Here is a 24933-nt window from a genome sequence, read left to right as displayed (position 1 = left end):
AAACAGAAAGGCGGGCCGCAAGGACCCGCCTTCTTCAATTCTAAAGCGCGTCGCATCAAAACGCGATTTATCGGGCGCATTCTAATGTCGTTATTCCGGAACCACTACGCACTTCCGGGCGACATGCATTCTCACGCGGCAGGTCTATGCCGTTGCTTCGACGACGCGGACGGCCTTGGCGCGTTCCTGGGCTTCCTTGCGGACAGCATCCTGCACCTTTTCGAAGGCGCGGACCTCGATCTGACGGACGCGTTCGCGGCTGATGTCGAATTCGGTCGAAAGGTCTTCCAGGGTCACCGGATCCTCGGCGAGGCGACGAGCCTCGAAGATACGGCGTTCGCGCTCGTTCAGCACGCTCATCGCTTTCGCCAGCATACGCCGACGGGTATCGAGCTCATCCTGTTCGATCAGCACGTCTTCCTGGCTGTCATGGTCGTCCACCAGCCAATCCTGCCATTGGCCGCCGTCACCTTCGGCCGCCTTGATCGGCGCGTTCAGCGAAGCGTCGCCGGACAGCCGGCGGTTCATCGAAATGACCTCCTCCTCCGAGACTTTCAGCTTGGTGGCGATTTCGGAGACGTGCTCCGGCTTCAAGTCGCCGTCATCAATTGCCTGGATACGGCCTTTCAGCCGGCGCAGGTTGAAAAACAAGCGCTTCTGGTTGGCGGTCGTGCCCATCTTCACGAGCGACCATGAACGCAGAATATATTCCTGGATCGAGGCCTTGATCCACCACATAGCATAGGTGGCAAGGCGGAAGCCGCGTTCGGCATCGAATTTCTTGACGGCTTGCATCAGACCGACATTGCCCTCGGAGACGACTTCGCCGATCGGCAGGCCGTAGCCGCGATAACCCATCGCGATCTTTGCGACGAGGCGAAGATGGCTGGTAACGAGTTGGTGGGCGGCGTCGCGATCACCGTGCTCGGCATAACGCTTGGCGAGCATATATTCTTGCTGCGGCTCAAGCATCGGAAACTTGCGGATTTCATCGAGGTAACGATTGAGACCGGCTTCGCCGGCGGTAATGGACGGCAAGGTATTTCGGGCCATAGTGCACCCTCCTAAAATGGCTTCCGGCTCCCGTTGGCAACGCGTTCTCGCGTTAAAAAAGGCAAACCGGGACATGCGGCTCTACTGCAAGCCCGCACTAAGTCAACATACAGATAAGTGTGGCGAAACGGCGGTTCAAGGTGCCGCTCACGCAGGTGTGAGATGGGGTCGAAGACGCCTCTATCCTCGCAATGACTCGACCAGTTCTACCATATCATCCGGTAGCGGCACTTCGAAACGCATGATTTCGCCGGTGCGGGGATGCTCGAACTGCAACATGAAGGCATGCAGCGCCTGGCGGCCGAAACCGTTGACGACCTTGCGGATTTCTTCGGGCAGGATATTGGCCTTGGTCTTGAAGCCAGCGCCGTAAACCGTGTCACCAAGCAGCGGATGGCCGATATGGGCCATATGGACACGGATCTGATGGGTGCGGCCGGTTTCGAGGTGGCACTCGACCAGTGAGGCAAGCGCGGTCGCGTCGGGTTTTTCTTGGAAGCGCTCGACCACCTCGTAATGGGTGATCGCCTCGTCTGCGTCATGACTGTCGGGGCGCTTGACGGCGCGGCGCGTGCGATCGCCGGTGGCGCGGCCAAGCGGCGCGTCGACCGTGCCCGTCAGCGTGCGGGGCCGGCCCCAGACGACGGCCTGATAGGCGCGCTCGAGCGGCATGCTGCGGCCATGGTCGGCAAATTGGAGCGAGAGGTGGCGATGGGCAATGTCGTTCTTGGCGACGACCATGACCCCTGTCGTGTCTTTGTCTAGACGGTGGACGATTCCAGGCCGGCGCACGCCACCGATGCCGGAGAGCGTATCGCCGCAATGATAGATCAGCGCGTTGACCAGCGTCCCCGTCCAGTTGCCAGGCCCGGGATGGACGACGAGACCGGAAGGCTTGGAGATGACGATGACGTCTTCGTCCTCATGGAGGATATCGAGAGGAATATCCTCGCCTTGCGGCGTCGGGTCTTCCGGCTCGGGAAGCGTGATCTCGAAACTGTCGCCATTGCGCACCTTGCGCTGGGGGTCGGTGACGGGTTCGCCGCGCAGAAGAACCTGGCCGTCCTTGATCAGCGCCTTGATGCGGCTGCGCGAAAATTCCTCGGCGACCTGTGCCGTCAGCCAGGTGTCGAGCCGGCCTTCTGCGGTTTCGTCGGCGGTCAGGACTTTTCTATTGCCGGCTGCTTGTTTAAAGGGGTCGCTCAAGACGCTTCTTCTCCGACGTATTTTTAGAATGGGACGCACAGATGACAGCTATCGAGCCAGACGATCAGGAAGAGAAGCCCCTTGATCCGGCGATGGAAAGTGTCCGGCGCAAGATGGTCCGCCTGCAGATCGTTTCCGGCGCCATCATGTTCGTGAGCCTTATGGCGGTCTTCGGGGCGGTTGTCTACAAGACGATGCACAGCGAACCGAAGGACACGGCGGCGACGGTTTCCGCCTCCGGCGTGCCCTCGGATGCGCCGCTTTCGGCGACGGTTTCCCTGCCGCTCGGCTTCAAGGTGCAGTCCACTTCGTTTTCTGCAGGGCAGATCCTGTTTTACGGCGAGACGGCCGAGGGTAAGAGTAAGGCGCTGGTCTTCGATCTCAGGACTGGCCGCTCCGTCGCCGATCTCACTGTCTCGGGCAATTGAGGTCGGCATGGCCGCCGTCCCGATCGCCATCGACAGCGCCGACGATCCGCGCGTCGCGGAATTCCGCAACATCCGCGAGCGTGACCTGACAGGCCGAGAGAACCGCTTCATCGCCGAAGGCACTGTCGTGCTGCGCATGCTCGCCGAGGCGCACCTGGGAGACCGCGGCTTTATCGCCGAGAAGATCCTGCTGCTGCGCAACCGCGTCGACGGCGTTCTGCCGATCCTGGAACGACTGCCGGCCGACGTGCCGGTCTTTGTCGCCGAGGCTGATGTGCTTAACGGCGTCGTCGGTTTCCATCTGCATCGCGGCGTACTCGCACTCGGCCGGCGGGAGGATCGCGGGGAGGCGGCACTTCTCGACGCGCTGCCGGAACGGGCGCTGGTTCTCGTCGGCTGCGGCATCTCCAATCATGACAATGCCGGCTCGATGTTCCGCAATGCAGCCGCCTTCCGGGCCGACGCAGTGCTGCTCGACGAAACCAGCTGTGATCCGCTCTACCGCAAGGCGCTGCGTGTCTCGGTTGGTTCGGTGCTGAGCGTTCCGCACCGGCGCGGTGGCAAGGCACTGGATATGCTTCTGGCACTTGCCGACCGGGGCTTTGCCATCTGGACGCTTTCGCCGCACGGCAAGACCGATATCCGCGCTATTCCGGCTTCAATGCGTATGGCGCTCGTCGTCGGCACGGAGGGGGAGGGGTTGCCGGAGGCGCTGCTTGCGCGCTTTCAGAGCGCGCGCATTCCACAGTCGGAGGAACTCGACAGCCTTAACGCCGCGACGGCGACGGGGATCGCTCTATTTTCCATGGCTTCCGCGATGGGTCGGATCTAAATTATAGCGTCTTTTTAGACACACGAAGGACGCCGTAGCATATTGAATTGCTGCAGGTCTCAGCGCTGGGGATCGGCGATGATCGCCGTTGCCCGGTCGGCAAGGCTGACGCGATCGTTCGGGTTCTTTTCCGCAGCCTCCGCGAGAAGCGTGCGGATCGGCGATGAGGGACCTTCGTTGAGTGCGGTCAGCGCCACCATGTTGGCGGCGATCGAGGCGATCTCCTCACGGATCGTGCCATCGCGCCCGGGTACGGCCTTTGCCTTTTGCAAGCGCTCGGCAAGGGCGGCGCTGCGTTTGCGGACATCCTGGCCTATCTCTGCCGTGACAACGGCGGCGTCGAGCGTGACTGTCGTCGTATCTTCGGCCGCCATCTCCGCCGGCAACTCCGCGGCCATCCCGGCAAGACCGGCGTCGCGCAGCACGCGGTTGACCTTGCGGATCTCGGCATTGGCGGCCTTCAACTGTTCCTTCAACTTGACGATCTCCTGCTGGCGGCGAGCGACCAGGGTTTCTTTTTCGGCGGCCGACGCGCTGTCGCGCGCGGCCTTATCCTCCAGGCGGATCACCATGTGCTGCTGCTGCGTCAATTTCTGTTCGGCATCCTTGGCACGCTTCTGCAGCAGGGTGACGTCCTGGCGCAACGTGTCTCGTTCGTCGCGCAAGGCGTTGGCGCGAAATTTCAGGCTCTCCGCCTCGGTTTCGCGTGCAGCCAGGTCGATCCTCAGTCCATCGGTCTGTTCGCCGAGCTTGCTCAGCCGCGTCCTCATCGTCGCCAGTTCGCTCTCCTTGTTGGCAACGGACTGTTCGGCAATATGCAGATTGGTCTTCAACTGACTGATATAATTCTCGTCCTTGCGCAGATGCGAGCGCTGCTCGGCGGCCTCGACATGCATCTCGCCGATCTGGGCCTGCAATTCGCCGATATCGGCGGCAAGCCTGCCTGCATCGACGGCAAGCGCGTCGTGGCGAAGCTGGAGCGAAAGGGATTTCTCCCGCTCACGCAGAAGGTCCTGGGCGGTCCGGGCATTTTCAGCGGCATAGAGCGCGCGCACCATATCCTTCTGGGCGCGAACCTCCTGCGGGCTTAGCGGCATGGTCGCCTTCAAGCGGTTCTCGGTATACCAGACAATGCGGCGGTGAACGGCGGGTGAGACCAGAAAAACGAGGAAGGCCGCGGTCAGGAAGCCCAATCCGAACAAGAGAGCATATTCGATCACGGCGCGGCCATCGATTCGAAGGTTGATACGGGGTCAGCCGCGATGATTAAGCACGCAGGACACGCATGGCAAGGCCGCTGATGCCGGCGGGGATGGATTCCAGCGGCCTTGCGGCCTCAGAAGGGGTTCCAGGTCGGTGCCTGGGTGATCTTCAGATAGCCGACATTGATACCCAGGCGGGCGCCGACGCCGGTGCGGATCGGCACGACCAGGACGTCATTGTTCTTGAGCAGCGTCATGCCGAATCCGGCGATCACATAGGCAGAGCCGCTGACGCCGCCGAACCGGGCATAGATACCGTTGACGGAGGGCAGGTCGTAGACCAGCATCATTACGCGCGAGCCTTGGCCGCCGTAATCGAGGCCGAGCGAGGGACCTTGCCAGTAGAGATTATGTTCGCCGGCGTTCTTGGTGTTCAACTGGCCTTCGCCATAGGTGAGACCGGCGATGAAGGCGCCGCCGCCCTCTTGTCCAAGAATGTAGCCATTTGGCAGGCCGTATTTCTGGAAGGCACTCTCGACGACTTTGGCAAGTCCGCCGCTGGCGGAACCGAAGAAGGAGTGGCCGGCGTCGACGATTTCCTGCATCGTGTACTGGCCGTTGTCCTGGGCAGAGGCAGGTCCGGCAACCATCAGCGAGGAGAAGACGAGGGCCGAAAGCAACCTGTAGAAGTCGATGAATCGGTGCGGAAATCGAGGGCGCATGGTATCATCCGTTCGTCGTTTGGCTGGAGCGGGCAAGCGCTCGCGGCGATTGGTGCATTTTGCGCCGATGATCTTAACAATCGGTTTACCAAATATGGTGTCATTATGGCACCGAATACGATCGCAAACTTCGCGCAATTTTGATGAAGCATATTCCCGGGCGCAATGAAATTGCTGCCCCTCAGGAGACGATGATGTCCAAGAACCTTAATCTCACCTTGGCCGGCCCGGATCTGGCCGCGCTTCTTTGCAGCCGCGTTTGCCACGATGTCATCTCACCGGTCGGTGCGATCAATAACGGCCTAGAACTCCTGGATGAGGGTGGTGCCGATGCCGATGCGATGGACCTGATCCGCACCAGCGCGCTCAACGCCTCCGTCCGCCTGAAATTCGCACGTCTCGCCTTTGGCGCTTCGGGTTCTGTCGGTGCCTCGATCGACACCGGCGAGGCCGAGCGAGCAGCCAAAGATTTCGCCGTCGCCGAGAAGAAGACCGAAGTGATCTGGAACGGGCCGCGCGCCATCGTCGCCAAGAATCGCGTCAAGCTGCTGCTCAACCTCTTTCTGGTTGCTTATTCCGCTATCCCGCGCGGCGGCGTCCTCGAAGTAACGCTTGAGAACCCCGAATTCGATGCAAGGTTCAAGCTCACGGCCAAAGGCAAACTGATGCGCTTGCCGCCGAAATTCGTCGAGATATCGACCGGCACCATCGAGGAGGCGATCGACGCTCATTCGATCCAGCCCTATTACACCGTGCTTCTGGCGCAGGAGTGCGGAATGACGCTTGATCACAGCGCCAGCCCAGAAGAGCTGGTGTTCACTGCGGTAGCCGCCGCTGCCTGATTTCGGAGCGAGGGGCGGGTGTACGCGCCCGTCCGGTAACGATTCCTTAGCCTGATGGACCTATCCTCCAGGGTTGTAAGAGGCCTCTTGCTGCGACGAATGCGGGGGCAAAGGAGCGCCCATGCAAAGGTTCATGATCACCGATAATTCGGATATCGTCCGCAAGGTCGGCAAGCGCATTCTCTCTGAACTCGACTTTCTTGTCAGCGAGGCCTCCAACGCCGCCGAGGCACTGCAGCGCTGCCAGGCGGAGCTGCCGGAATATCTGATCGTCGATTCCGGCATGGAAGGCGCTCTCGACCTCATCGCCGCCATCCGCGCCATGGACGGCGGCAAAGAGGTCAAGATCTACTACTGTGTCGTCGAGGCGGATCTGAAGAAGCTGATGGCGGGCAAACGGGCCGGTGCCACCGACTTCCTGCTGAAGCCGTTCGATCGCAAGATCTTGACCGCTGTTTTTGGAAACCGCGCAATCGCTGCCTGATGGCATGCCTCTCCCCATGCAGCATGATGCCGAAGGTGTAAGCACGTTCGGCCGCAGCCATTGTTTCCCTTTGTACCGATCCAGCCCCGATCCTCTCAGGACGGCTTCTTATTGCCAGGCAGAAACGAAAAATCCCGCCGAAAGGGCGGGATTTTCGTTATCCGATAAGGGGGATCGGAAAATCAGGCGGTTTCGGCGTATTCGGCACCATCCGGCTCGCGCAGAACGTAGCCACGGCCCCAGACGGTCTCGATGTAGTTGGCGCCGCCGGCGGCGTTGGCGAGCTTCTTGCGGAGCTTGCAGATGAAGACGTCGATGATCTTCAGTTCCGGCTCGTCCATGCCACCATAAAGGTGGTTCAGGAACATTTCCTTGGTGAGGGTAGTGCCTTTACGGAGCGAAAGCAGCTCCAGCATCTGGTATTCCTTGCCCGTCAGGTGGACACGCTGGCCGCCGACTTCGACAGTCTTGGCGTCGAGATTGACGATCAGTTCGCCAGTCATGATGACCGACTGGGCGTGGCCCTTGGAGCGGCGGACGATGGCATGGATGCGGGCGACGAGCTCGTCCTTGTGGAAGGGCTTGGTCATGTAGTCGTCGGCGCCGAAGCCGAGGCCGCGAACCTTGTCTTCGATGCCGGCCATGCCCGACAGAATGAGGATCGGTGTCTTGACCTTGGACAGCCGGAGCGTGCGAAGCACTTCATATCCGGACATGTCGGGCAGGTTCAGATCGAGAAGGATGATGTCATAATCATACAGCTTGCCCAGATCGACGCCTTCTTCACCGAGATCGGTGGTATAAACATTAAAACTTTCTGATTTCAGCATCAACTCGATGCTCTGCGCCGTCGCGCTATCATCCTCGATGAGAAGTACCCGCATAATTATCCCCTTTACCGCCGCCGAAAGGTGGTCTGGCCCCCTACACGATACCGAACACGCTACGTGATTTGGAAGCTGCCACGAAATGGTTAACAAATTCTAATTCACTCTGGCAAGGAGTATCGAATTTATTAAATATTTTTTCCATTTCTCTGTTTTCCAATAGGAATCTCAAATGGCGCTCCTAAACTTTGACATTAGGAAAAGGCGCTAAGTGATTCATCCGACTCGCCAATGAAAAGGTTCGAACTTCATGCCGCGGCATTTACCGACCCTTAAATCATCTGGCCTATCATTAACGATGCCCGTAAACGAAAGGTTACCAGCGGTAGGTATTTGTTAATATCGCAGGAAATTTTTTAGCAAACCGTGTCAAAGCGGCGCGCAGGGCGGTTTCAAGTTGAGCCGGGGTCTCGCATCACGGGAGTAATGCGTATGAAGTCGCGAGAGAGCCTCGTTCGTCTGAAAGAGTTTCAGGTGAACGAAAAACGACGTCAATTGCAGCAGTTGCAGATGATGATGTCCGAATTCGAACGAATGACGAAGGATCTGGAAAGCCAGATCGTCGTCGAGGAAAAGAAGTCCGGTATCTCAGATCCGAATCACTTTGCCTATCCGACCTTCGCCAAGGCCGCGCGTCAGCGGGCCGATAACCTGCAGGTTTCGATCAAGGAACTGAAGATGCAGGAAGAGACGCTGGAAATGGCGCTCGAGGAGATGCAGGCCGAATATGCAAGAGCGACGGCGCTGGAAGAGCGTGACAGCGGCGCCCGCGCCAGAGCATGATGCCGAAAAGTGTGAGCGGTTTTCGGACGACATCATGCTCTTACTCTTCAATTTAGAACAGGATTCAGATCTTAGGCCGATCTGGCCTAAAATCATCCTGTTCTAGGGCGTAAAAGAAAACCGCGGGCGCCGACTTCGGCGCCCTGGCGATCGCCACTGAGAAGCCATGTATGACGGGCGCACTGTCCGTCATACATGGCTTTTGGTGTTTTCGCCGTCTGAAGGGTCGTCGGCTTAAAACCGCCCCTTCGGGCCAGAATCAGTTCACCACATCCTGCCATTCCGGATGGCGCTGTGCCTGCGCCTTGAAAAAGGGGCACAGCGGTATGATCTTCCAGCCGCCGGTTCGGGCTGCCTCCACGGCATGAAGCGCCAATGCCTGGCCTACACCCTTGCCGCGCAGCGCATCGGGTACAGCCGTATGGTCGATGATGATAAGCTTCGCCGATGCGCGCGAATAGGTCATCTCCGCCGCATGCCCTTCGACCTCGGCTGCATAGCGGCCCCCGGAGGCGCCATCTTCATTTCGAATGTCCATTGTCGTTCCTTGCAACCAGATATGGTGGTAGCCGACGGTGACACGGCCACACAGCCGTGCCAAGCCTGTGCGGCGATTCTTTGGGAGACGAAGTGTTCATGAAAAATGTCGGATCGATGCGGGGTTCAGCGCAATGAGAGCGCTTTTGATGATCCGCCCCGTTCTTCTGGTGGCCGCGCCGTTCTTCCTGGCGCTCGGCCTGGTCCTGCCGCTGGTCCATTTCGAGACGCTGTATTTCTTCGACAGAACGCCTTCGCTCATCGAGATCGTTATGTCGCTGTGGCAAGGCGGGGATGGGCTGTTGGCGGCGATCGTCGCATTGGTTTCGATTCTGCTCCCGCTTCTGAAGATGATCGGCATTGCCGCGGAAGTGACGACCGCCGGCGGTGGGGCCGGCAGCCTGTTCTATCGTCGCGTCGTGCCGCATCTGTCCAAGTGGTCAATGATGGACGTGCTGCTGGTCGCGATCGTCATTGCGGCGGCGAAGACAACGGGGCTGGCAAATGCCTTCACCCAGCCCGGCCTCTGGTGTTACGCCGCCTCGTCAATGATTTCGGGCCTTCTTCATTCCCTGACGGGAGATGCGTCCGGCCCGAAATAGATGTCGATGATGGCGTGCGATCAGTGGCGATATTGCTGGATGCGCGTGGTGCGCAGGCCGGCAAGGCCATGGCTGTTGATCGATGACTGCCAGGAGAGGAATTCTTCGACCGTGAGCGTATAACGCTCGCAGGCCTCTTCCAAGCTCAACAGGCCACCGCGAACAGCCGCGACAACCTCTGCCTTCCGACGGATCACCCAGCGCCGCGTATTGGGCGGCGGAAGATCCGCGATCGTCAGGGGGCTGCCATCGGGGCCGATGACATATTTAACTCGGGGACGTATCATTTCGGTCATTGGACTCTCTACACAACGCAAGACCACGGACGCCACTCTAGCTTGCCACATTTAAAATTTGCCTAAACTCATCGTAAGACTTTGATAACAAATTTAGATGCCCTGGCGCGGCCGGTGGCCTGGGACGGCCATCTGCAGATCGTTAATTTGTAGCGCCGAAAAAAGGGGGCGAGCCGAAGAACTAGGACTGATTTCCCGGGATGATCTTTGTGGCGCTGGGTATAGGGCTGAGCGCAAGACATCGTCTCCGTTCCTTTTGGTGTATCAGTCCAGCTCGCGCTTTTGGTGATCTGGTTCGTCGGATGCAGTGCAAAAGTCGTCTTTGCCAACGCCCGGCTCGGAGCCTTTTGCTGCCAGCGGCGGGGTTCGGTTGAAGCAGGCCATACGTGGTACGAAGATGAAAAGAAGTGAGCATGCGCGCGGCGACTGCATTGAGGATGCTGGATTTTCGCCTTCACGGACCGGTCGCGCCGAACGGCGCCAAGGAGCGGCTCGGCGAGATGACAAAGCTTGCGGACTTCGATTTTTATCTTGCCCTCGGCTTTCCCGAGAAGCGACCGCACGGCTTTCATCGAAGTCCGGCTGACCGGCAACTCGGAGGGAAGCCTGACCGGCTTTTGCTGGGCGACCGATTTCTTCTATTGCATCAGATTGGTGACCGTGGCGAAGCGGACGATCGTGCCTAATCTTCTGTAAGGAGGGACGATTGCGGGCGGCGTTGCCAAAAGACACCGCCTCAACCCGCTCTTTCAGATGCATGCGCTGAAGAGTGCCTTCGCCTTCGCGCTCGCACGGCGATGACCTGAAATAATACATCTACGCCTTTTCAGGCGCTTGCCCATGTCCACGCACGCGATGGCGCTGCGTCACGGGTGCATGGAACTTCTGGCCAAGGTTTTGCGACGATGCAGTTCGGACGACAGCCGGTCGGCGAGGCTTACTCGGCGCGAAATCGAATGCGCGCGCTGGTCGGCGGCCGGCAAAGGCAGCGATGAGTCACGATCATTTCGGTCTCTCGTCACACACGCTGGGACTTATCTGAGGAGCGCAATGCGCAAGCTCTTGGTCAGCCGCATGCAGGCGGCCGCCAGAGCATTGCGGGACCGGCTGCTGAGGCAGCCGGTCCCTCTCATAAAGCTTAGAAACCTTTTCCTCGGGTCAGCTCCGACACGACGGTTCCGGCAATGATGCGGATGTCCATCACAATCGAAAAATTCCCGACGTAATAGAGATCGCTGACGATGCGCGCGCGCGCCTTGGCCGGACGGTCGGTCGGGCCGCGCAGGCCGCGCATCTGGGCAAGACCCGTCATGCCGGGACGCATGGCATGGCGTTGATGGTATTCCGGAACCAGCTCTTCGTAGAGCATGCCGCCGGCACGCATGCCGATTGCATGGCAGCGCGGACCGACGACGGACATGTGACCCATCAGCACGTTCAGCAACTGCGGCAGCTCATCAACGTTCGTGCGGCGAAGAATGGCGCCGACGCGGGTGATGCGCGGATCGTTCTTCACTGTCTGGGCAATACCCGAGACATCGCAAAGATCGGTGCGCATCGAGCGGAACTTGTAGACCTTGATGGTCTTGCAGTTCTTGCCCCAGCGGGTCTGCTTGAAGAGCACCGGTCCTGGGCTGTCGAGCTTGATCAGCAAGGCGACGAACAGAAGGAAAGGGGCGAGGACGAGGAGGGCGCTCAACGACGAAACGATGTCGAACGCCCGCTTCAAGACGAGATCCATCCACGGCGCCTGCGGCGCATCGCTATGGATGACAGGGGTCTGGATCTTCGGGCTGGGCTGCTGGCGGCGGCTTGGCCTAAAGGACTCTGTCGAAATGCTGTTGTTTAGTTCCGTGATGCTCAAGGATCGTACTCTGTTGTCTTCGAGGGGTGCGGCGGCAATAGGCGATCAATGGTTTACCCTGTCACCAGGGCTGCACTCAGGTCTTGGTAACCCTACTAAAACGGAAAAATGCGACAATTGTGTAATGGTGTCCAGAGAAATATCGCATCGCAGCAAATCTTTCGCATTTGCGATAAGTTGAGGCAAGCTCATGATATTTCGTTAATAATTGGAATTTCGTCAAGGTTTCTAGGCCTTTGGCGAGGGCTTCCAGGGGTGTTCCGACGTGCTGTTTCGGCACGCGACCGACGGTCGTCAGACGGTAATTTTAACGATTGCCGACGCGAAAACTTTTTAGCGAGGCTGCTCGATCATTCTCAAGCTGTGTCGGAATATGACAAAATCAAGGCGGAACGGGTCACGATCTGGCGTCGGAACGATGAAAAAACGGCGTCGCACCCCAGAATCACTTGATCCGCCCACGCCGTTTGCGAATCACTCTCAGACCACTGCCAGCGGTCCGGTCCCGTGGACAGCCGCTCGATCATGACAAGACGATATGACCTGGATCACGTGGCGCCCGCTTCCAAAGCGCGTGTTGTTGTCCCGGAACCGCTGCACACTTCCGGCAGACATTAGGAGAAAAGGGGCGCTCCAAGCCGGGGCCGGTTGCGACTGCCGCGGCAGGTGCAGAAATCGTCACGGTGCGAGAAATCGCGCCGCTGCCCGACGTTCAGGGATTGCTGCGGGTGGCTACACCGGTTCGAGGACGCGTTTGGTGCCGCCCCAGGAGATGAAGTTCGGGTTGGCAAAGTCGAAATCAGCGGCAGTTCCGGTCTTGCCGTAGCTCAGCGGCGCGCCGTCGAGCGTCACCGTCGAACCGCCAGCGGCGCGCAGCACCGCATCGCCAGCCGCTGTGTCCCATTCCATAGTACGCGTGAAGCGCGGATAGACGTCGGCCTTGCCTTCGGCCAGCAGGCAGAATTTCAGCGAGGAGCCGATATTCGTGCATTTGGAGATCGCGTGGTGGGCGAGGAAGTTTCCGGTCTCCGGGCTGTTGTGACGAAGGCTTGCAAGCGCCAGCCTGTCGTCCGGCTGTTCGCGCACGGCGATTGCGGCGCGTGCGCCAACCGCGAAATCATCGGTCACGACGAGCCTTTGCGCCCGCCCCCGTTCTCCTGAGAAGGCAAGGCCGAGCGCCGGCGCATAGACGATGCCGGCCACCGGGGCGCCGTTCTCGATATAGGCGATGTTGACGGTGAATTCCTGCCGCCCATCGACGAATTCGCGCGTGCCGTCGAGAGGGTCGACCAGGAAGAAGCCTCGGCCGGCGATGTCGGGCACCTTTCCGGCGGCGACGGATTCTTCCGCCACGACGGGTATTTCGGGATAATCTCTGGCGAGATGAGCGAGGATGATGCGTTCGGCCTCCTCGTCGGCGACCGTCACTGGACTTGCATCCGCTTTCATGGCGACCGGGAAGCCATTGCGCAAGACCGTGATAATGGCCTTGCCGGCTTCGAGCGCCGCCCGTTCAAATGTCCTCAGCATTGTCCTTTTGCCGTTCGCCATGCGGCGAGCACCCCACGGTCGCTCATCCGCAAACCATCCCTTTCACCACATGCTTGATATGGTGCTTCCCGTCGCGCTCTGCATCCCCGATACCGCAGTTCCACGATGCTACCATAAGTTTTCAGTGATGTCAGACGAAGATCGGGCGTCTGCTGGTGAAATGGTATTCGTAAAAGAACCTGGGTTGGGGTTTGAATTTGCGCCATCTTCCAATTCTATGGAATAGCTTGTGCGACGAACGGCGTAGAAAATCGACGGCGACATCTTCGGATCGTTAACTCGCTGGCAGTTTATGACCAAAAATAGGTCCTTCCTTGCCGATTTTCTGTGGACTTTGGTTCAAAATGCGCCAGTTAGGCCTGTTCGGACAAGAATTTGTCGGAGTAAATCCTTTTTGTCTTCACATTTCCAACGAAACCGGTATGCATTCGGCCTATGAGGTTCTCTGAAACGGGGAACCAAAGAACCAAAAAGAGATGCAGCCTGTTGGGCTCGTATCCAGGGGAAAACGACATATGGAGTATTTCGTCCAGCAGCTCTTCAATGGGCTGACGCTCGGATCCATCTATGGCCTTGTGGCTATTGGCTATACGATGGTTTACGGCATTATCGGCATGATCAATTTCGCCCATGGCGACATTTTCATGCTCGGTGGTTTTGCCGCTCTTATCGTCTTTCTCGTCCTCACATCCATCTTCGCAGGTCTTCCGGTGGCGGTTCTGCTGCTGGCGATGCTTGTCGTCGCGATGCTGATGACGAGTTTGTGGAATTGGACGATCGAGCGAGTCGCATACCGTCCGCTGCGCGGTTCCTTCCGCCTGGCGCCGCTGATCACCGCCATCGGCATGTCGATCGTGCTGTCCAATTTCATCCAGGTGACGCAGGGTCCGCGCAACAAGCCGATCCCGCCGATGATCAGCTCGGTCTATCAGTTCGGCAACGTCTCGGTGTCGCTGAAACAGATCGTCATCATCGTGATCACGGTCGTGCTGCTCGCCGTCTTTTGGTACATCGTCAATCGTACCGCACTCGGCCGTGCCCAGCGCGCCACGGAGCAGGACCGCAAGATGGCGGCGCTGCTGGGCGTCAATGTCGACCAGACGATTTCGATCACCTTCGTCATGGGTGCGGCACTGGCCGCCGTCGCCGGCACGATGTACCTGATGTATTATGGTGTCGCCTCGTTCGCCGACGGCTTCACGCCGGGTGTCAAGGCATTTACGGCAGCCGTTCTCGGCGGCATCGGCTCATTGCCGGGCGCGGTTCTCGGCGGATTGATGATAGGCCTGATCGAATCGCTGTGGTCGGCCTATTTCACCATCGCGTACAAGGATGTCGCGACGTTCGCCATCCTCGCTTTCGTGCTGATCTTCAAGCCGACGGGTATTCTTGGACGGCCGGAAGTCGAGAAGGTGTAACGTCATGGCAAACATTGATAATTCCGCAGGCAAGCCCGATGCAGGACTTGTCCGTAAAGGCCTTACTGAAGCTCTTTTCGCCGCCATCCTGTCGTTCGGCATGTTCGTTTTGTATGTCGGCCTCAAGACCGATCAGAACATCAACAACGAGTTGATCATCGTCCAGCGCTGGGGGCTGCTTGCGATCTTCGTCGCTGTCGCCGCGATCGGCCGCTTCGCCACGGTGGTTTTCCTGCGGCCGCATCTCGACAGCCGCAAGCTGGCAAAGGCGAGACAGGGTGAACTCGCCATCTCAACCGAGAAGAGCTTCTTCCACCGGCATTTCCTAAAGATCGCGCTGATCGCGCTGCTGCTTTATCCCATGGTGGTGGTGGCGATCAAAGGGCCTCAGGGCTCGCTGACATATGTCGACAATTTCGGCATCCAGATCCTGATCTATGTGATGCTTGCCTGGGGGCTGAACATCGTCGTCGGCCTCGCCGGTCTTCTCGATCTCGGCTATGTCGCCTTCTACGCAGTCGGCGCCTATTCTTATGCGCTGCTTTCGAGCCATTTCGGCCTGTCCTTCTGGGTTCTCCTGCCGCTTTCCGGCATTTTCGCCGCACTCTGGGGCGTCATCCTCGGCTTCCCGGTGCTGCGCCTGCGCGGCGACTACCTCGCCATCGTGACGCTCGCCTTCGGCGAAATCATCCGCCTCGTCATCATAAACTGGACGGATGTCACCAAGGGGACTTTCGGTATCTCGAGCATTCCCAAGGTGACGCTCTTCGGCATTCCCTTCGATGCGACGGCCGGCGGCTTCGCCAAGCTTTTTCACCTGCCGATGTCCTCGGCTTACTACAAGATCTTCCTTTTTTACCTTATCTTGGCGCTCTGCATGCTGACCGCCTACGTGACCATCCGACTGCGCCGCATGCCGATCGGGCGCGCCTGGGAAGCGTTGCGCGAAGACGAGATCGCCTGCCGTTCGCTCGGCATCAATACGGTGACGACCAAACTCACGGCCTTTGCGACGGGAGCGATGTTTGCCGGTTTCGCCGGGTCCTTCTTTGCTGCCCGTCAGGGCTTCGTTTCGCCGGAATCCTTCGTCTTCTTGGAATCGGCCGTCATCCTCGCCATCGTCGTCCTCGGCGGCATGGGTTCTCTGACCGGCATTGCGATCGCCGCAATCGTCATGGTCGGCGGCACCGAGTTGCTGCGCGAAATGGACTTCCTGAAAGTGATCTTCGGGCCGACTTTCACACCAGAATTGTATCGCATGCTGATCTTCGGCCTCGCCATGGTCGTGGTCATGCTGTTCAAGCCGCGCGGTTTCGTCGGTTCGCGTGAACCGACCGCCTTCCTCAAGGCGCGCAAGGCAATATCCGGAAGCTTCATCAAGGAGGGCCATGGTTGATGAGCCCCGTCACTAACACCATGTCCAGCGATACGCTTCTCAAGGTCGAACACCTGTCGATGAAGTTCGGCGGTCTGATGGCCATCAACGACTTCTCCTTCGAAGCCAAGCGCGGCGATATCACCGCGCTGATCGGGCCGAACGGTGCCGGCAAGACCACCGTCTTCAACTGCATCACCGGCTTCTACAAGCCGACGATGGGGATGATCACGCTCAACCAGAAGAGCGGCAAGCAGCACCTGCTGGAGCGTTTGCCGGACTTTCGCATCACTAAAGAAGCCAAGGTGGCGCGCACCTTCCAGAACATCCGGCTATTCTCCGGCCTGACGGTTCTCGAGAATCTGCTCGTCGCCCAGCACAACAAGCTGATGAAGGCGTCGGGTTATACGATCCTCGGCCTCATCGGCATCGGTCCCTACAAACGGGAGGCGGCCGCATCAATCGAGCTTGCGCGCTATTGGCTGGAGAAGGCCGATCTGATCGACCGCGCCGACGATCCGGCAGGCGATCTGCCCTACGGCGCCCAGCGGCGTCTAGAGATCGCCCGTGCCATGTGCACCGGCCCGGAGCTGCTATGCCTAGACGAACCGGCCGCCGGCCTGAACCCGCGGGAATCGGCTACGCTCAACGCGCTGCTGCAGAGCATCCGCGCTGAAACCGGAACATCTATCCTGCTCATCGAGCACGACATGTCGGTGGTTATGGAAATCTCCGACCACGTCGTCGTCCTCGAATACGGCCAGAAGATTTCAGATGGCACGCCGGATCACGTGAAGAACGATCCGAAGGTCATCGCGGCCTATCTCGGTGTCGAGGATGAAGAAGTGGAAGAGGTGATCGCAACCGTCGAGCAGCTCGAAGGAGGCGCAAACTGATGGGCGATGAAGTAATGACGGGTCAACCGCTCCTTCAGGTGAATGGCGTCGAAACCTATTATGGCAATATCCGTGCGCTGGCCGGCGTCGATGTCCAAGTCAACAAGGGCGAGATCGTCAGCCTGATCGGCGCCAACGGCGCCGGCAAGTCGACGCTGATGATGACGGTCTGCGGCAGCCCGCAGGCCCGTGTCGGTTCGGTCGTCTTCGAGGGCCGCGACATCACCAAGCTTCCGACCCATGAAATCGCCCGCCTGCGCATCGCGCAGTCGCCGGAAGGTCGCCGCATCTTCCCACGCATGACGGTTCTGGAGAACCTTCAGATGGGCGCCGGCCTCGACAATCTCAAATACTTCACCGAGGACGTCGAGAAGATATTCACGCTCTTCCCACGTCTCAAGGAACGCCATGCCCAGCGCGGCGGCACCCTTTCGGGCGGCGAGCAGCAGATGCTGTCGATCGGCCGCGCGCTGATGGCGCGCCCGAAGCTGCTGCTTCTCGACGAACCCTCGCTTGGTCTGGCGCCGCTGATCGTCAAGGGCATCTTCGAGGCGATTCGGAAGCTTAATCAACAGGAAGGGTTGACGGTGTTTCTTGTCGAACAGAACGCATTTGCCGCCCTCAGGCTTTCGCACCGCGCTTACGTGATGGTGAACGGCAAGGTAACGATGAGCGGCTCCGGCAAGGAGCTGCTCGCCAATCCTGAAGTCCGTGCCGCTTATCTCGAAGGCGGAAGACACTAGCTCGAAGGGGGAGTTTGACATGCAGGGACTTTTCTTCGAAAGCGATACCGGCGCCCGCTTGATCATCCGCGCGATCGTCGTGCTGATTGGCTTCTGGACGGCCTGGCGCGCCGGCAAGGCGGTTGCCGAAGGCTGGAACGACTATCCGCTGACTGTCGTCTACACCTTCCTACTCGCCTGGGCGATGCAGTTCCTGCACCACGCCCTGTTTGATGGGCCGATGCTCAGCACCCTCTACTACTGCATCGATTTCGTAATGCTGCTGGTCTTCTCGACGGCCGGCTTCCGCTTTCGCCGTACCAATCAGATGGTCAACAACTATTACTGGCTGTATGAAAAAACTTCCGCGTTTTCGTGGAAGGACAAACATTGACAGTCCGTTGAAACTAGGCATGAATTGCCTTCAGAGTGAGCAGCTTTCCTAGCGCAGTCAATGGTGGGTAGTGCGCTGGGCCTTGGACCGGAACCCGCCCAAAAATTGGGAGTAACAATATGAAGAAGTCTCTTCTGTCGGCAGTGGCTCTGACGGCGATGGTCGCCTTCAGCGGCAACGCATGGGCCGACGTCCTCATCGCAGTCGCTGGTCCGCTGACTGGCCCGAACGCCGCGTTCGGCGCTCAGCTCCAGAAGGGCGCCGAGCAGGCGGCCGCCGACATCAATGCTGCTGGCGGCATCAACGGCGAGCAGATCAAGCTCGAGCTCGGCGACGACGTCTCCGACCCGAAGCAGGGCATCTCGGTCGCCAACAAATTCGTTGCCGACGGCGTCAAGTTCGTCATCGGCCACTTCAACTCTGGCGTTTCGATCCCGGCTTCGGAAGTCTATGCCGAAAACGGTATCCTCGAAATCACCCCGGCCGCTACGAACCCGAAGTTTACGGAACGGGGCCTCTGGAACACGTTCCGCACCTGCGGCCGTGACGATCAGCAGGGCGCCATCGCCGGCAAGTATCTTGCCGATCACTTCAAGGACGCCAAGATCGCCGTCGTTCACGACAAGACACCTTACGGTCAGGGTCTTGCTGACGAAACCAAGAAGGCGATGAATGCCGCCGGTCTGACGGAAGTCATGTACGAAGGCATCAACGTCGGCGACAAGGACTTCTCGGCCCTCATCGCCAAGATGAAGGAAGCCGGCGTCTCGATCATCTATTGGGGCGGCCTGCACACGGAAGCCGGTCTCATCATCCGCCAGGCCGCCGATCAGGGCCTGAAGGCAACGCTGGTTTCGGGCGACGGTATCGTTTCGAACGAACTGGCCTCGATCGCTGGCGACGCTGTCGCCGGTACCTTGAACACTTTCGGTCCTGATCCGACGCTGAACCCGGCCAACAAGGAACTCGTCGAAAAGTTCAAGGCCGCCGGTTTCAACCCGGAAGCCTACACGCTCTATTCCTATGCTGCGATGCAGGCGATCGTCGGTGCCGCCAAGGCTGCCGGTTCGGTGGATCCTGAGGCTGTTGCTACGGCCATGAAGGAAAAGGGTCCGTTCCCGACGGTTCTCGGCGACATTTCGTTCGACGCAAAGGGCGACCCGAAGATCCCTGGTTACATCATGTACGAATGGAAGAAGGGCGCGGACGGCAAGTACACCTACGTCCCGCAGGGCAAGTAAGCTTTCGCTACCTTTGTGAGCGATGACTATCGAAGCCCGGTTCCGACCGGGCTTCTTTCTTTTTGCGAAACGTTCCAATTTCCGCCGGGCTGGTCTAAAGTTCGTCGCGATCTTTCAGATTCGCTCCTCGCGCTTTAGGTCTTTGTTTTTACGCAAGTCGTTAGCGCAAAACCGCTGCACACTTTTGCGCGACATGCCTTAACTCTCGTCATCCTTTTGAAGCGTCGAGTGGAGCCGCCCATGTCTAAACCCCGCATTCTCGTCACCCGGCGCTGGCCAGCCGCGGTGGAGGCCGTCCTTGCCGAACGTTTCGATGTGACGCTCAACGGCAACGACAGTCCGCTCGGCGAAAATGAGCTGAGGCTGGCGCTTTCTACCTATGATGCGGTGCTGCCGACGGTTTCCGATCGGTTGCCGGCCGCCGTCTTCGAAGGCGCGCCTGTGGTCACTAAGATCCTCGGGAATTTTGGCGTCGGCTATAATCATATCGACATATCAGCCGCCAGGGCGAAGGGCATTGCGGTGACGAATACGCCCGGCGTGCTGACCGACTGCACGGCCGATATCGCCGTGCTGCTGCTGCTCTCCGTTGCCCGGCGCGGCGGCGAGGGCGAACGGCAACTGCGCGGCGGCGAATGGACGGGCTGGTGCCCGACCCATATGATCGGCACCAAGGTAACCGGCAAGACGGTCGGCATCATCGGCTTCGGCCGGATCGGCAAGGCGTTTGCGCAACGCTGCCATTTCGGCTTCGGCATGGACGTCGTGTTCTTCAATCGCTCGACCGTCGATCCCGCGGAGGCGGCGCGGTACGGCGCGCGGCAATTGCCGGCGATCGAGGACGTGCTGGCGGCTGCCGATTTCGTTTCGTTGCACTGCCCTGGCGGAGCAGAGAACAGGCACCTGATAAATGCGGCGCGGCTTTCGACGATGAAGCCGAATGCTTTTCTCATCAATACCGCGCGCGGTGACGTGGTGGATGAGATGGCGCTCATTGCAGCACTTGAAGCGGGGACGATTCGTGGCGCCGGGCTTGACGTCTATGAGGCGGAACCTGACGTGCCGAAGGCGCTGCGGCGGATGGAGAACGTCATGGTGCTGCCGCATCTCGGCAGCGCTACGGAAGAGACGCGGACTGCCATGGGTATGAAGGTGGTCGACAACGTGACGGCATTCTTCGAGGGCAGGGACCTGCCGGATCGGGTGACTTGATGCGGTTGTCGTCCCGTCCTCACATCTCGTGCAGCACGTGCGTGGCCTTGACGGCTGCTGACGCCCGGTTCTCAACGCCGAGCTTCACGTAGATCTGTTCGAGGTGCTTGTTCACCGTGCGCGCCGACAGTCCCAATATTTCGCCGATGTCGCGGTTAGCCTTGCCTTTGGCGATCCAGAGCAGAACTTCGGATTCGCGCTGGGTGAGCGAGAAGCGCTGGCGCAGTGCCTCGTCGTCGCGCCGCTGGTTGGCGGCGGTCAGGCGGAAGAGATATTCGTCAGGCCCGATTGCGCCAAGGAAGGCGAGTTGCAGCGCCGCCTGGCCGGCATGGGCGATAGAGATAACGCTATCGCGCACTGCGGCTGCGCGGTCGCGCATCCAGCCCGCGATATGGCGGACGACGATTTCCATGCCGTCGTCGCTGCCCATGGCGGCGTTGACGAGCCGTGTTGCTTGCGGCGTCGACCAATGGATGGCGCCATCGCCTTTGACGGCCAGCAAATGGCGGCCGGCTGCGTCGAGCGCGACGCGGGCGCTTTGGGCCGAGCGAGCATTGCGCAGATGGACACGAATGCGGGCGCGCAGTTCGTCGATATTGATCGGCTTGCTGAGATAGTCGACACCGCCGGATTCCAGCGCGTGCACGACATGTTCGGTCTCGGTCAGGCCGGTCATGAAGATGACGGGCACCTGCGCCACCGCGGCATTCGCCTTCAGCCGGCGGCAAGTCTCGAAGCCATCCATGGCGGGCATGACGGCGTCGAGCAGGATGAGATCGGGGGTGATGCGCTCGACGATACCCAGGGCCGCGGTGCCTGACGTGGCGATCAGTACGGAAAAGCCGGATTGTTCGAGCGCGTCGGTCAGGAAGCCGAGCGCTTCGGGCGAGTCGTCGACGAGCAGAACGATGTCGCGAGGGAGGGCCGGCTCAGCCAATGGGTTCCACCTTTTCGTCGAAGTCGTGCAGGAAGGTCATGAAGCCGGCGAGATCGAAGGCGGCGACATAGGCGCGAAGTTTCTCGGTGAATGGCTGATTTGCCTCCACCCTGGCAAGGTCCGAAAGCTTGGCTTCGATGCCTCTGATATAGCCGATCTCACCGAGCCGCAGCAATTCCTGCACATGGGCAGCACCTGGGCTCGGCATCGGCGCTTGGGTCTTAACGGGAACTGCGGGTGCAGCGTCGGCATAGACCCATTTCAACCCAAGATGCAAAGCGAGCTTGTCGCGGAGCTGGCGGATGTCGACCGGCTTGCCGATCGCATCATTGTGGCTGTCGTCACTGTCGCTGAGAACAGCGGCATCACCGATATTGGCCGAGAGCATCAGCACCGGCGCTGTCTGGCCGGCCTCGCGCAGACGCGAGACGAGCTGCCAGCCGTTCATGCCGGGCATCAGGATATCGACGAGGAAGAGGTCCGGCATGATGCCTTCGATCAGCGTCAGGCATTCGGCGCCGCCCGCCGCCGTCAGCATGATGAAATCGAGGGGTGCCAGGATTTCGCGCATCATCTCGCGATGGTCTTCGTTATCGTCGACGATAACGAGCGTGCGGCGCGGGCCGTCATAACCGGCGATGCGCTTCTCCTGCGGCGCGGCGGCCACGGCGCGCATGACGGCCGATAGCATGAGGCGGACGCGGAAAGTCGAGCCCTCGTCCTTGACGCTCGAAACCGAAATCTCGCCGCCGAGCGTGTTGGTCAGAAGCCGGGTGATGGTGAGGCCGAGGCCGAGGCCCGGCATCGGCCGCACGCTTTCGGCCTCGCCGCGCTGGAAGGGTTCGTAAATGCGGGGAAGATCTTTCTCGGTGATGCCGCGGCCGGTATCGGCAACGGTGAAGGTCGCCACCTGGTTGCGATAGCCGACATCGAAGGTGACGCTGCCTTCGTCGGTAAACTTGATGGCATTGGAGAGCAGGTTGACGAGGATCTGGCGCAGCCGCTTTTCGTCGGTACGGACGAATTGCGGCAAGGCCGGCGAGCGCTCGTGGATGCAGACGAGGCCTTTTGCCTGCGCCTGCGGGCGGAACAAATCGACGATCTGGTCGAGGAAATCCTGGATGTTGATCTCATTGGAGTAGACCTGCAGGCGGCCGGCCTCGATCTTGGAAATATCGAGCAGGCCGTCGATCAGTCCGGAAAGGTGTTCGGCGCTGCGGCGGATGACCTTGATCGAGGATTGACGTGGCGCCGGGATGGTTTCGTCGCGCTCAAGGATCTGGGCATAGCCGAGCACGGCGTTGAGCGGCGTGCGCAGTTCGTGGCTCAATCCCACGACGTAGCGGCTCTTGGCGCGATTGGCGGCCTCTGCCGTCTCCTTGGCGCTCTGCAAGGCGGTGTCGGTCTTCTTGTGGGCGGCGATCTCCTTGAGCAGCAGCGTATTCTGGCGCGAGGATTCCTCCTCGGCGACGACGCGGCTGTCATGGGCGAGCACATAGAACCAGCAAACGACCCCTGATATCACCGAGAAGACGAAGAAGACGATGAGGATAGTGCGGTTGACGACCTCGGCTGTTTCAGGCGAGGCGGCGGCGACCTGATGGGCGATCATCGCCAGGATTGCGCCGATGGCGGTCAAGGCCAGCACGACGGCGATGCCGTAGCGGCCGAGTCGCGTCGTCAGCTTCCCCAGAATGGCGTCGGGCAGCAGTACCTTGGCGACGGTGCCGACCTGCGCGTTGAAACGGGCGGCCGGCTTGCACATGTCGTGGCAGCGGCTGTCGAGCGAGCAGCAGAGCGAACAGATCGGCGCGGCGTAGGCCGGACACCAGGCCATGTCCTCCGGCTCGAACGGGTGTTCGCAGACGGAGCAAGTGATGTTCGCCAGGTTCTTCCAACCGTGTCGCGGCTTGCGGGCGAGGTAAAACTTGCCTTTCGTCGCCCAAGCGAGCACCGGCGAGGCGATCAGCGCGATGACGAGGGTGATATAGGGAGCGAGCGAGGCGGCGATCTCGCCGAAGGCACCGAAATGGGCAATCAGCGACACCGTCGCCGACAGCGTCATGGCGCCAAGGCCGACCGGGTTGATGTCGTAGAGATGGGCACGCTTGAACTCGATGCCGGGTGGAGCGAGGCCAAGGGGCTTGTTGATGAAAAGATCGGCGGAGATCGTGCAGAGCCAGGCCATGGCGATGATCGAGAAGATGCCGAGCGTTTCCTCCAGCAGCCGGTAGATGCCAAGCTCCATCAAAAGCAGGGCGATCGCGACGTTGAAGACCAGCCAGATGACGCGGCCAGGATGGCTGTGGGTCAGCCGCGAGAAGAAATTCGACCAGGCGAGCGAGCCGGCATAGGCATTCATCACGTTGATCTTCAACTGCGAGATGACGACGAAGGCGGCCATCAACAACAGCGCAGCGTTGTGCCAGGGGACCATGTAGCCGAAAGCGGTCAGATACATCTGCGCCGGGTCCGCGGCACGATCAAGCGGCACGCCCGAGGCAAAGGTCAGCACGACGAGGAAGGAGCCGGCAAGCAGTTTCGGCGCGCCGATAATGACCCAGCCGGGTCCGGCGAGAAAAACAGCCAGGCGATGGCGCCACTTGCGCTGCGGGTCCGGCGGCAGGAAACGCAGGAAGTCGGCCTGTTCGCCGATCTGCGACATCAGCGCCAGGATAACGGCAGAGGCAGCACCGAACTCCACCAGATCGAAATCGGCGATGGTGCCGGGCGGACCGGAGGCATGGCGGATGCCGGCAAAGGCGCGCCAGAGATCGAACTTTTCCCAGTCCAAACAGGCGATGAAGATGAAAGGCAGGATATTCAGCACGATCCAGAAGGGCTGGGTCATCAGCTGGAACTTGCTGATCAGCCGCACGCCATGCGTCACCAGCGGGATCACCATGACGGCGCTGAGGATGTATCCGATCCAGAGCGGGATGCCGAGGGTGAGCTCCAATGCGCCGGACATGATCGAAGCCTCGATCGCAAACAGCATGAAGGTGAAGCTCGCATAGATCAGCGAGGTGATGGTCGAACCGATATAGCCGAAGCCGGCGCCGCGCGTCAGAAGATCGATGTCGACGCCGTGGCGGATGGCGTAGCGGCTGATCGGCAGGCCGATCGCCAGCATCGCGATGCTTGCGACGATAATGGCATAAAAGGCGTTGGTGGTGCCGTAGGAGAGGGTGATTGCGCCGCCGATCGCCTCGAGCGCCAGGAAAGAGATTGCGCCGATCGCCGTCTGCGAGATGCGTTGCGAAGAGAAATGGCGTGCGCTCTTTGCGGTGAAGCGCAACGCATAATCTTCCAGCGTCTGGTTGGCGACCCAGCGATTGTATTCGCGTCTTACCGGAATGATGCGTTGGCGCGCTGCCATGTCTTCCTTTCAGCATTCCGGTTGGGGCTCATCGTCTTCCAGCGAGTTTTGGCGGGATGGAGCGGAAAGG

Annotated in this window: 25 protein-coding genes; 14 read left to right on the top strand and 11 right to left on the bottom strand. The window is 59.9% G+C overall.

The genetic code is table 11. The features are described 5' to 3' along the window. Nucleotides 1-144: 144 nt before the first annotated feature. Together rpoH and HJB89_RS23975 are read right to left on the bottom strand one after the other, a co-directional pair. On the bottom strand, nt 145-1053 hold the full coding sequence (gene rpoH, locus HJB89_RS23980) for an RNA polymerase sigma factor RpoH (protein ID WP_007630673.1): 909 nt from the start codon (nt 1051-1053) through the stop codon (nt 145-147). 180 nt (nt 1054-1233) lie between these two features. Next, nucleotides 1234-2259 carry an RluA family pseudouridine synthase gene (locus HJB89_RS23975; protein WP_221140870.1) on the bottom strand — a complete coding sequence of 342 codons (1026 nt, stop codon included), beginning with the start codon at nt 2257-2259 and terminating at the stop codon, nt 1234-1236. 41 nt (nt 2260-2300) lie between these two features. Between HJB89_RS23975 and HJB89_RS23970 the strand changes: the two genes are divergently transcribed. Together HJB89_RS23970 and HJB89_RS23965 are read left to right on the top strand one after the other, a co-directional pair. After that, nucleotides 2301-2687 (top strand): hypothetical protein, encoded by a 387-nt coding sequence (locus tag HJB89_RS23970; protein ID WP_221140869.1) that lies wholly within the window; start codon nt 2301-2303, stop codon nt 2685-2687. 7 nt (nt 2688-2694) lie between these two features. Next, nucleotides 2695-3519 carry an RNA methyltransferase gene (locus HJB89_RS23965; RefSeq protein ID WP_221140867.1) on the top strand — a complete coding sequence of 275 codons (825 nt, stop codon included), beginning with the start codon at nt 2695-2697 and terminating at the stop codon, nt 3517-3519. 59 nt (nt 3520-3578) lie between these two features. On the opposite strand, the gene HJB89_RS23960 is transcribed toward HJB89_RS23965, so the two are convergent. After that, entirely contained in the window at nt 3579-4739 is a 1161-nt protein-coding gene (locus tag HJB89_RS23960) for a hypothetical protein (RefSeq protein ID WP_221150602.1), read from the bottom strand. Nucleotides 4740-4855: 116 nt separating this feature from the next. Next, nucleotides 4856-5443: a DUF1134 domain-containing protein gene (locus HJB89_RS23955; RefSeq protein WP_221132316.1), complete on the bottom strand. Its 588-nt coding sequence runs from the start codon at nt 5441-5443 to the stop codon at nt 4856-4858. Between the two features lie 194 nt (nt 5444-5637). On the opposite strand from HJB89_RS23955, the gene chpT reads away from it, so the two are divergent. Together chpT and HJB89_RS23945 are read left to right on the top strand one after the other, a co-directional pair. Further along, entirely contained in the window at nt 5638-6285 is a 648-nt protein-coding gene (chpT, locus tag HJB89_RS23950; RefSeq protein ID WP_207581542.1) for a histidine phosphotransferase ChpT, read from the top strand. A gap of 121 nt (nt 6286-6406) precedes the next feature. Then, on the top strand, nt 6407-6769 hold the full coding sequence (locus HJB89_RS23945) for a response regulator (protein ID WP_207581541.1): 363 nt from the start codon (nt 6407-6409) through the stop codon (nt 6767-6769). Nucleotides 6770-6951: 182 nt separating this feature from the next. Here the strand turns inward: HJB89_RS23945 and ctrA are convergent, their stop codons facing one another. Beyond that, entirely contained in the window at nt 6952-7653 is a 702-nt protein-coding gene (ctrA, locus tag HJB89_RS23940) for a response regulator transcription factor CtrA (protein WP_003542362.1), read from the bottom strand. Nucleotides 7654-8088: 435 nt separating this feature from the next. Between ctrA and HJB89_RS23935 the strand changes: the two genes are divergently transcribed. Continuing rightward, nucleotides 8089-8439 (top strand): hypothetical protein, encoded by a 351-nt coding sequence (locus HJB89_RS23935; protein WP_026188505.1) that lies wholly within the window; start codon nt 8089-8091, stop codon nt 8437-8439. Between the two features lie 259 nt (nt 8440-8698). On the opposite strand, the gene HJB89_RS23930 is transcribed toward HJB89_RS23935, so the two are convergent. Next, on the bottom strand, nt 8699-8977 hold the full coding sequence (locus HJB89_RS23930; RefSeq protein WP_207581540.1) for a GNAT family N-acetyltransferase: 279 nt from the start codon (nt 8975-8977) through the stop codon (nt 8699-8701). 133 nt (nt 8978-9110) lie between these two features. Between HJB89_RS23930 and HJB89_RS23925 the strand changes: the two genes are divergently transcribed. Next, nucleotides 9111-9578: a paraquat-inducible protein A gene (locus HJB89_RS23925; protein ID WP_207581539.1), complete on the top strand. Its 468-nt coding sequence runs from the start codon at nt 9111-9113 to the stop codon at nt 9576-9578. A gap of 20 nt (nt 9579-9598) precedes the next feature. Here HJB89_RS23925 and HJB89_RS23920 read toward each other — a convergent pair whose 3' ends face one another. Continuing rightward, nucleotides 9599-9874, bottom strand: a complete 276-nt coding sequence (locus tag HJB89_RS23920; protein WP_007533628.1) for a DUF1153 domain-containing protein — start codon at nt 9872-9874, stop codon at nt 9599-9601. 413 nt (nt 9875-10287) lie between these two features. On the opposite strand from HJB89_RS23920, the gene HJB89_RS33375 reads away from it, so the two are divergent. Continuing rightward, a complete protein-coding gene (locus tag HJB89_RS33375; RefSeq protein ID WP_259672105.1) occupies nt 10288-10560 on the top strand; it encodes a hypothetical protein in 273 nt (90 codons plus the stop codon). 452 nt (nt 10561-11012) lie between these two features. On the opposite strand, the gene HJB89_RS23910 is transcribed toward HJB89_RS33375, so the two are convergent. Both HJB89_RS23910 and cysQ read right to left on the bottom strand, forming a co-directional pair. Continuing rightward, nucleotides 11013-11738 carry a sugar transferase gene (locus HJB89_RS23910; protein ID WP_164014068.1) on the bottom strand — a complete coding sequence of 242 codons (726 nt, stop codon included), beginning with the start codon at nt 11736-11738 and terminating at the stop codon, nt 11013-11015. 732 nt (nt 11739-12470) lie between these two features. Then, nucleotides 12471-13268 (bottom strand): 3'(2'),5'-bisphosphate nucleotidase CysQ, encoded by a 798-nt coding sequence (cysQ, locus tag HJB89_RS23905; RefSeq protein WP_221150601.1) that lies wholly within the window; start codon nt 13266-13268, stop codon nt 12471-12473. A 536-nt stretch (nt 13269-13804) separates the two neighbouring features. On the opposite strand from cysQ, the gene HJB89_RS23900 reads away from it, so the two are divergent. The 7 genes from HJB89_RS23900 (at nt 13805) to HJB89_RS23870 (ending at nt 20547) form a co-directional block, all read left to right on the top strand. Further along, complete coding sequence (locus HJB89_RS23900) at nt 13805-14707, top strand: branched-chain amino acid ABC transporter permease (RefSeq protein WP_207581537.1); 903 nt, start codon at nt 13805-13807, stop codon at nt 14705-14707. A gap of 4 nt (nt 14708-14711) precedes the next feature. Further along, on the top strand, nt 14712-16103 hold the full coding sequence (gene livM, locus HJB89_RS23895) for a high-affinity branched-chain amino acid ABC transporter permease LivM (protein WP_164014065.1): 1392 nt from the start codon (nt 14712-14714) through the stop codon (nt 16101-16103). Beyond that, nucleotides 16103-16978 carry an ABC transporter ATP-binding protein gene (locus tag HJB89_RS23890; RefSeq protein WP_207581536.1) on the top strand — a complete coding sequence of 292 codons (876 nt, stop codon included), beginning with the start codon at nt 16103-16105 and terminating at the stop codon, nt 16976-16978. Before livM ends, HJB89_RS23890 begins: the two co-directional genes overlap by 1 nt. Continuing rightward, nucleotides 16978-17721, top strand: coding sequence for an ABC transporter ATP-binding protein (locus HJB89_RS23885; RefSeq protein ID WP_221150600.1), 744 nt, complete (start codon nt 16978-16980; stop codon nt 17719-17721). The genes HJB89_RS23890 and HJB89_RS23885 overlap by 1 nt, the downstream gene beginning before the upstream one ends. Before the next feature lie 19 nt (nt 17722-17740). Next, nucleotides 17741-18094, top strand: coding sequence for a DUF6867 family protein (locus HJB89_RS23880; RefSeq protein ID WP_207581534.1), 354 nt, complete (start codon nt 17741-17743; stop codon nt 18092-18094). Nucleotides 18095-18213: 119 nt separating this feature from the next. Then, entirely contained in the window at nt 18214-19335 is a 1122-nt protein-coding gene (locus HJB89_RS23875; RefSeq protein WP_207581533.1) for a branched-chain amino acid ABC transporter substrate-binding protein, read from the top strand. Nucleotides 19336-19575: 240 nt separating this feature from the next. Then, the gene (locus HJB89_RS23870) at nt 19576-20547 is read left to right on the top strand and encodes a D-glycerate dehydrogenase (protein WP_221150599.1); all 972 of its coding nucleotides are present in this window, start codon (nt 19576-19578) and stop codon (nt 20545-20547) included. Between the two features lie 19 nt (nt 20548-20566). Here the strand turns inward: HJB89_RS23870 and HJB89_RS23865 are convergent, their stop codons facing one another. Further along, the gene (locus tag HJB89_RS23865) at nt 20567-21484 is read right to left on the bottom strand and encodes a response regulator transcription factor (RefSeq protein ID WP_207581531.1); all 918 of its coding nucleotides are present in this window, start codon (nt 21482-21484) and stop codon (nt 20567-20569) included. Next, nucleotides 21477-24863 (bottom strand): ATP-binding protein, encoded by a 3387-nt coding sequence (locus HJB89_RS23860; RefSeq protein ID WP_221150598.1) that lies wholly within the window; start codon nt 24861-24863, stop codon nt 21477-21479. The genes HJB89_RS23865 and HJB89_RS23860 overlap by 8 nt, the downstream gene beginning before the upstream one ends. Nucleotides 24864-24933: the final 70 nt, after the last annotated feature.

The organism is Rhizobium sp. NZLR8, from assembly GCF_019685025.1.
GTDB lineage: Bacteria > Pseudomonadota > Alphaproteobacteria > Rhizobiales > Rhizobiaceae > Rhizobium.
This window is presented reverse-complemented; position numbering and strand designations above follow the sequence as displayed.

Coding starts and splice junctions, on each gene's coding strand:
- rpoH (WP_007630673.1), bottom strand. CDS start 1,053: ATGGCCCGAAATACCTTGCCGTCCATTACCGCCGGCGAAGCCGGTCTC.
- HJB89_RS23970 (WP_221140869.1), top strand. CDS start 2,301: ATGACAGCTATCGAGCCAGACGATCAGGAAGAGAAGCCCCTTGATCCG.
- HJB89_RS23965 (WP_221140867.1), top strand. CDS start 2,695: ATGGCCGCCGTCCCGATCGCCATCGACAGCGCCGACGATCCGCGCGTC.
- HJB89_RS23955 (WP_221132316.1), bottom strand. CDS start 5,443: ATGCGCCCTCGATTTCCGCACCGATTCATCGACTTCTACAGGTTGCTT.
- chpT (WP_207581542.1), top strand. CDS start 5,638: ATGTCCAAGAACCTTAATCTCACCTTGGCCGGCCCGGATCTGGCCGCG.
- HJB89_RS23945 (WP_207581541.1), top strand. CDS start 6,407: ATGCAAAGGTTCATGATCACCGATAATTCGGATATCGTCCGCAAGGTC.
- ctrA (WP_003542362.1), bottom strand. CDS start 7,653: ATGCGGGTACTTCTCATCGAGGATGATAGCGCGACGGCGCAGAGCATC.
- HJB89_RS23935 (WP_026188505.1), top strand. CDS start 8,089: ATGAAGTCGCGAGAGAGCCTCGTTCGTCTGAAAGAGTTTCAGGTGAAC.
- HJB89_RS23930 (WP_207581540.1), bottom strand. CDS start 8,977: ATGGACATTCGAAATGAAGATGGCGCCTCCGGGGGCCGCTATGCAGCC.
- HJB89_RS23925 (WP_207581539.1), top strand. CDS start 9,111: ATGAGAGCGCTTTTGATGATCCGCCCCGTTCTTCTGGTGGCCGCGCCG.
- HJB89_RS23920 (WP_007533628.1), bottom strand. CDS start 9,874: ATGACCGAAATGATACGTCCCCGAGTTAAATATGTCATCGGCCCCGAT.
- HJB89_RS33375 (WP_259672105.1), top strand. CDS start 10,288: ATGCGCGCGGCGACTGCATTGAGGATGCTGGATTTTCGCCTTCACGGA.
- cysQ (WP_221150601.1), bottom strand. CDS start 13,268: ATGCTGAGGACATTTGAACGGGCGGCGCTCGAAGCCGGCAAGGCCATT.
- HJB89_RS23900 (WP_207581537.1), top strand. CDS start 13,805: ATGGAGTATTTCGTCCAGCAGCTCTTCAATGGGCTGACGCTCGGATCC.
- livM (WP_164014065.1), top strand. CDS start 14,712: ATGGCAAACATTGATAATTCCGCAGGCAAGCCCGATGCAGGACTTGTC.
- HJB89_RS23890 (WP_207581536.1), top strand. CDS start 16,103: ATGAGCCCCGTCACTAACACCATGTCCAGCGATACGCTTCTCAAGGTC.
- HJB89_RS23885 (WP_221150600.1), top strand. CDS start 16,978: ATGGGCGATGAAGTAATGACGGGTCAACCGCTCCTTCAGGTGAATGGC.
- HJB89_RS23880 (WP_207581534.1), top strand. CDS start 17,741: ATGCAGGGACTTTTCTTCGAAAGCGATACCGGCGCCCGCTTGATCATC.
- HJB89_RS23875 (WP_207581533.1), top strand. CDS start 18,214: ATGAAGAAGTCTCTTCTGTCGGCAGTGGCTCTGACGGCGATGGTCGCC.
- HJB89_RS23870 (WP_221150599.1), top strand. CDS start 19,576: ATGTCTAAACCCCGCATTCTCGTCACCCGGCGCTGGCCAGCCGCGGTG.
- HJB89_RS23860 (WP_221150598.1), bottom strand. CDS start 24,863: ATGGCAGCGCGCCAACGCATCATTCCGGTAAGACGCGAATACAATCGC.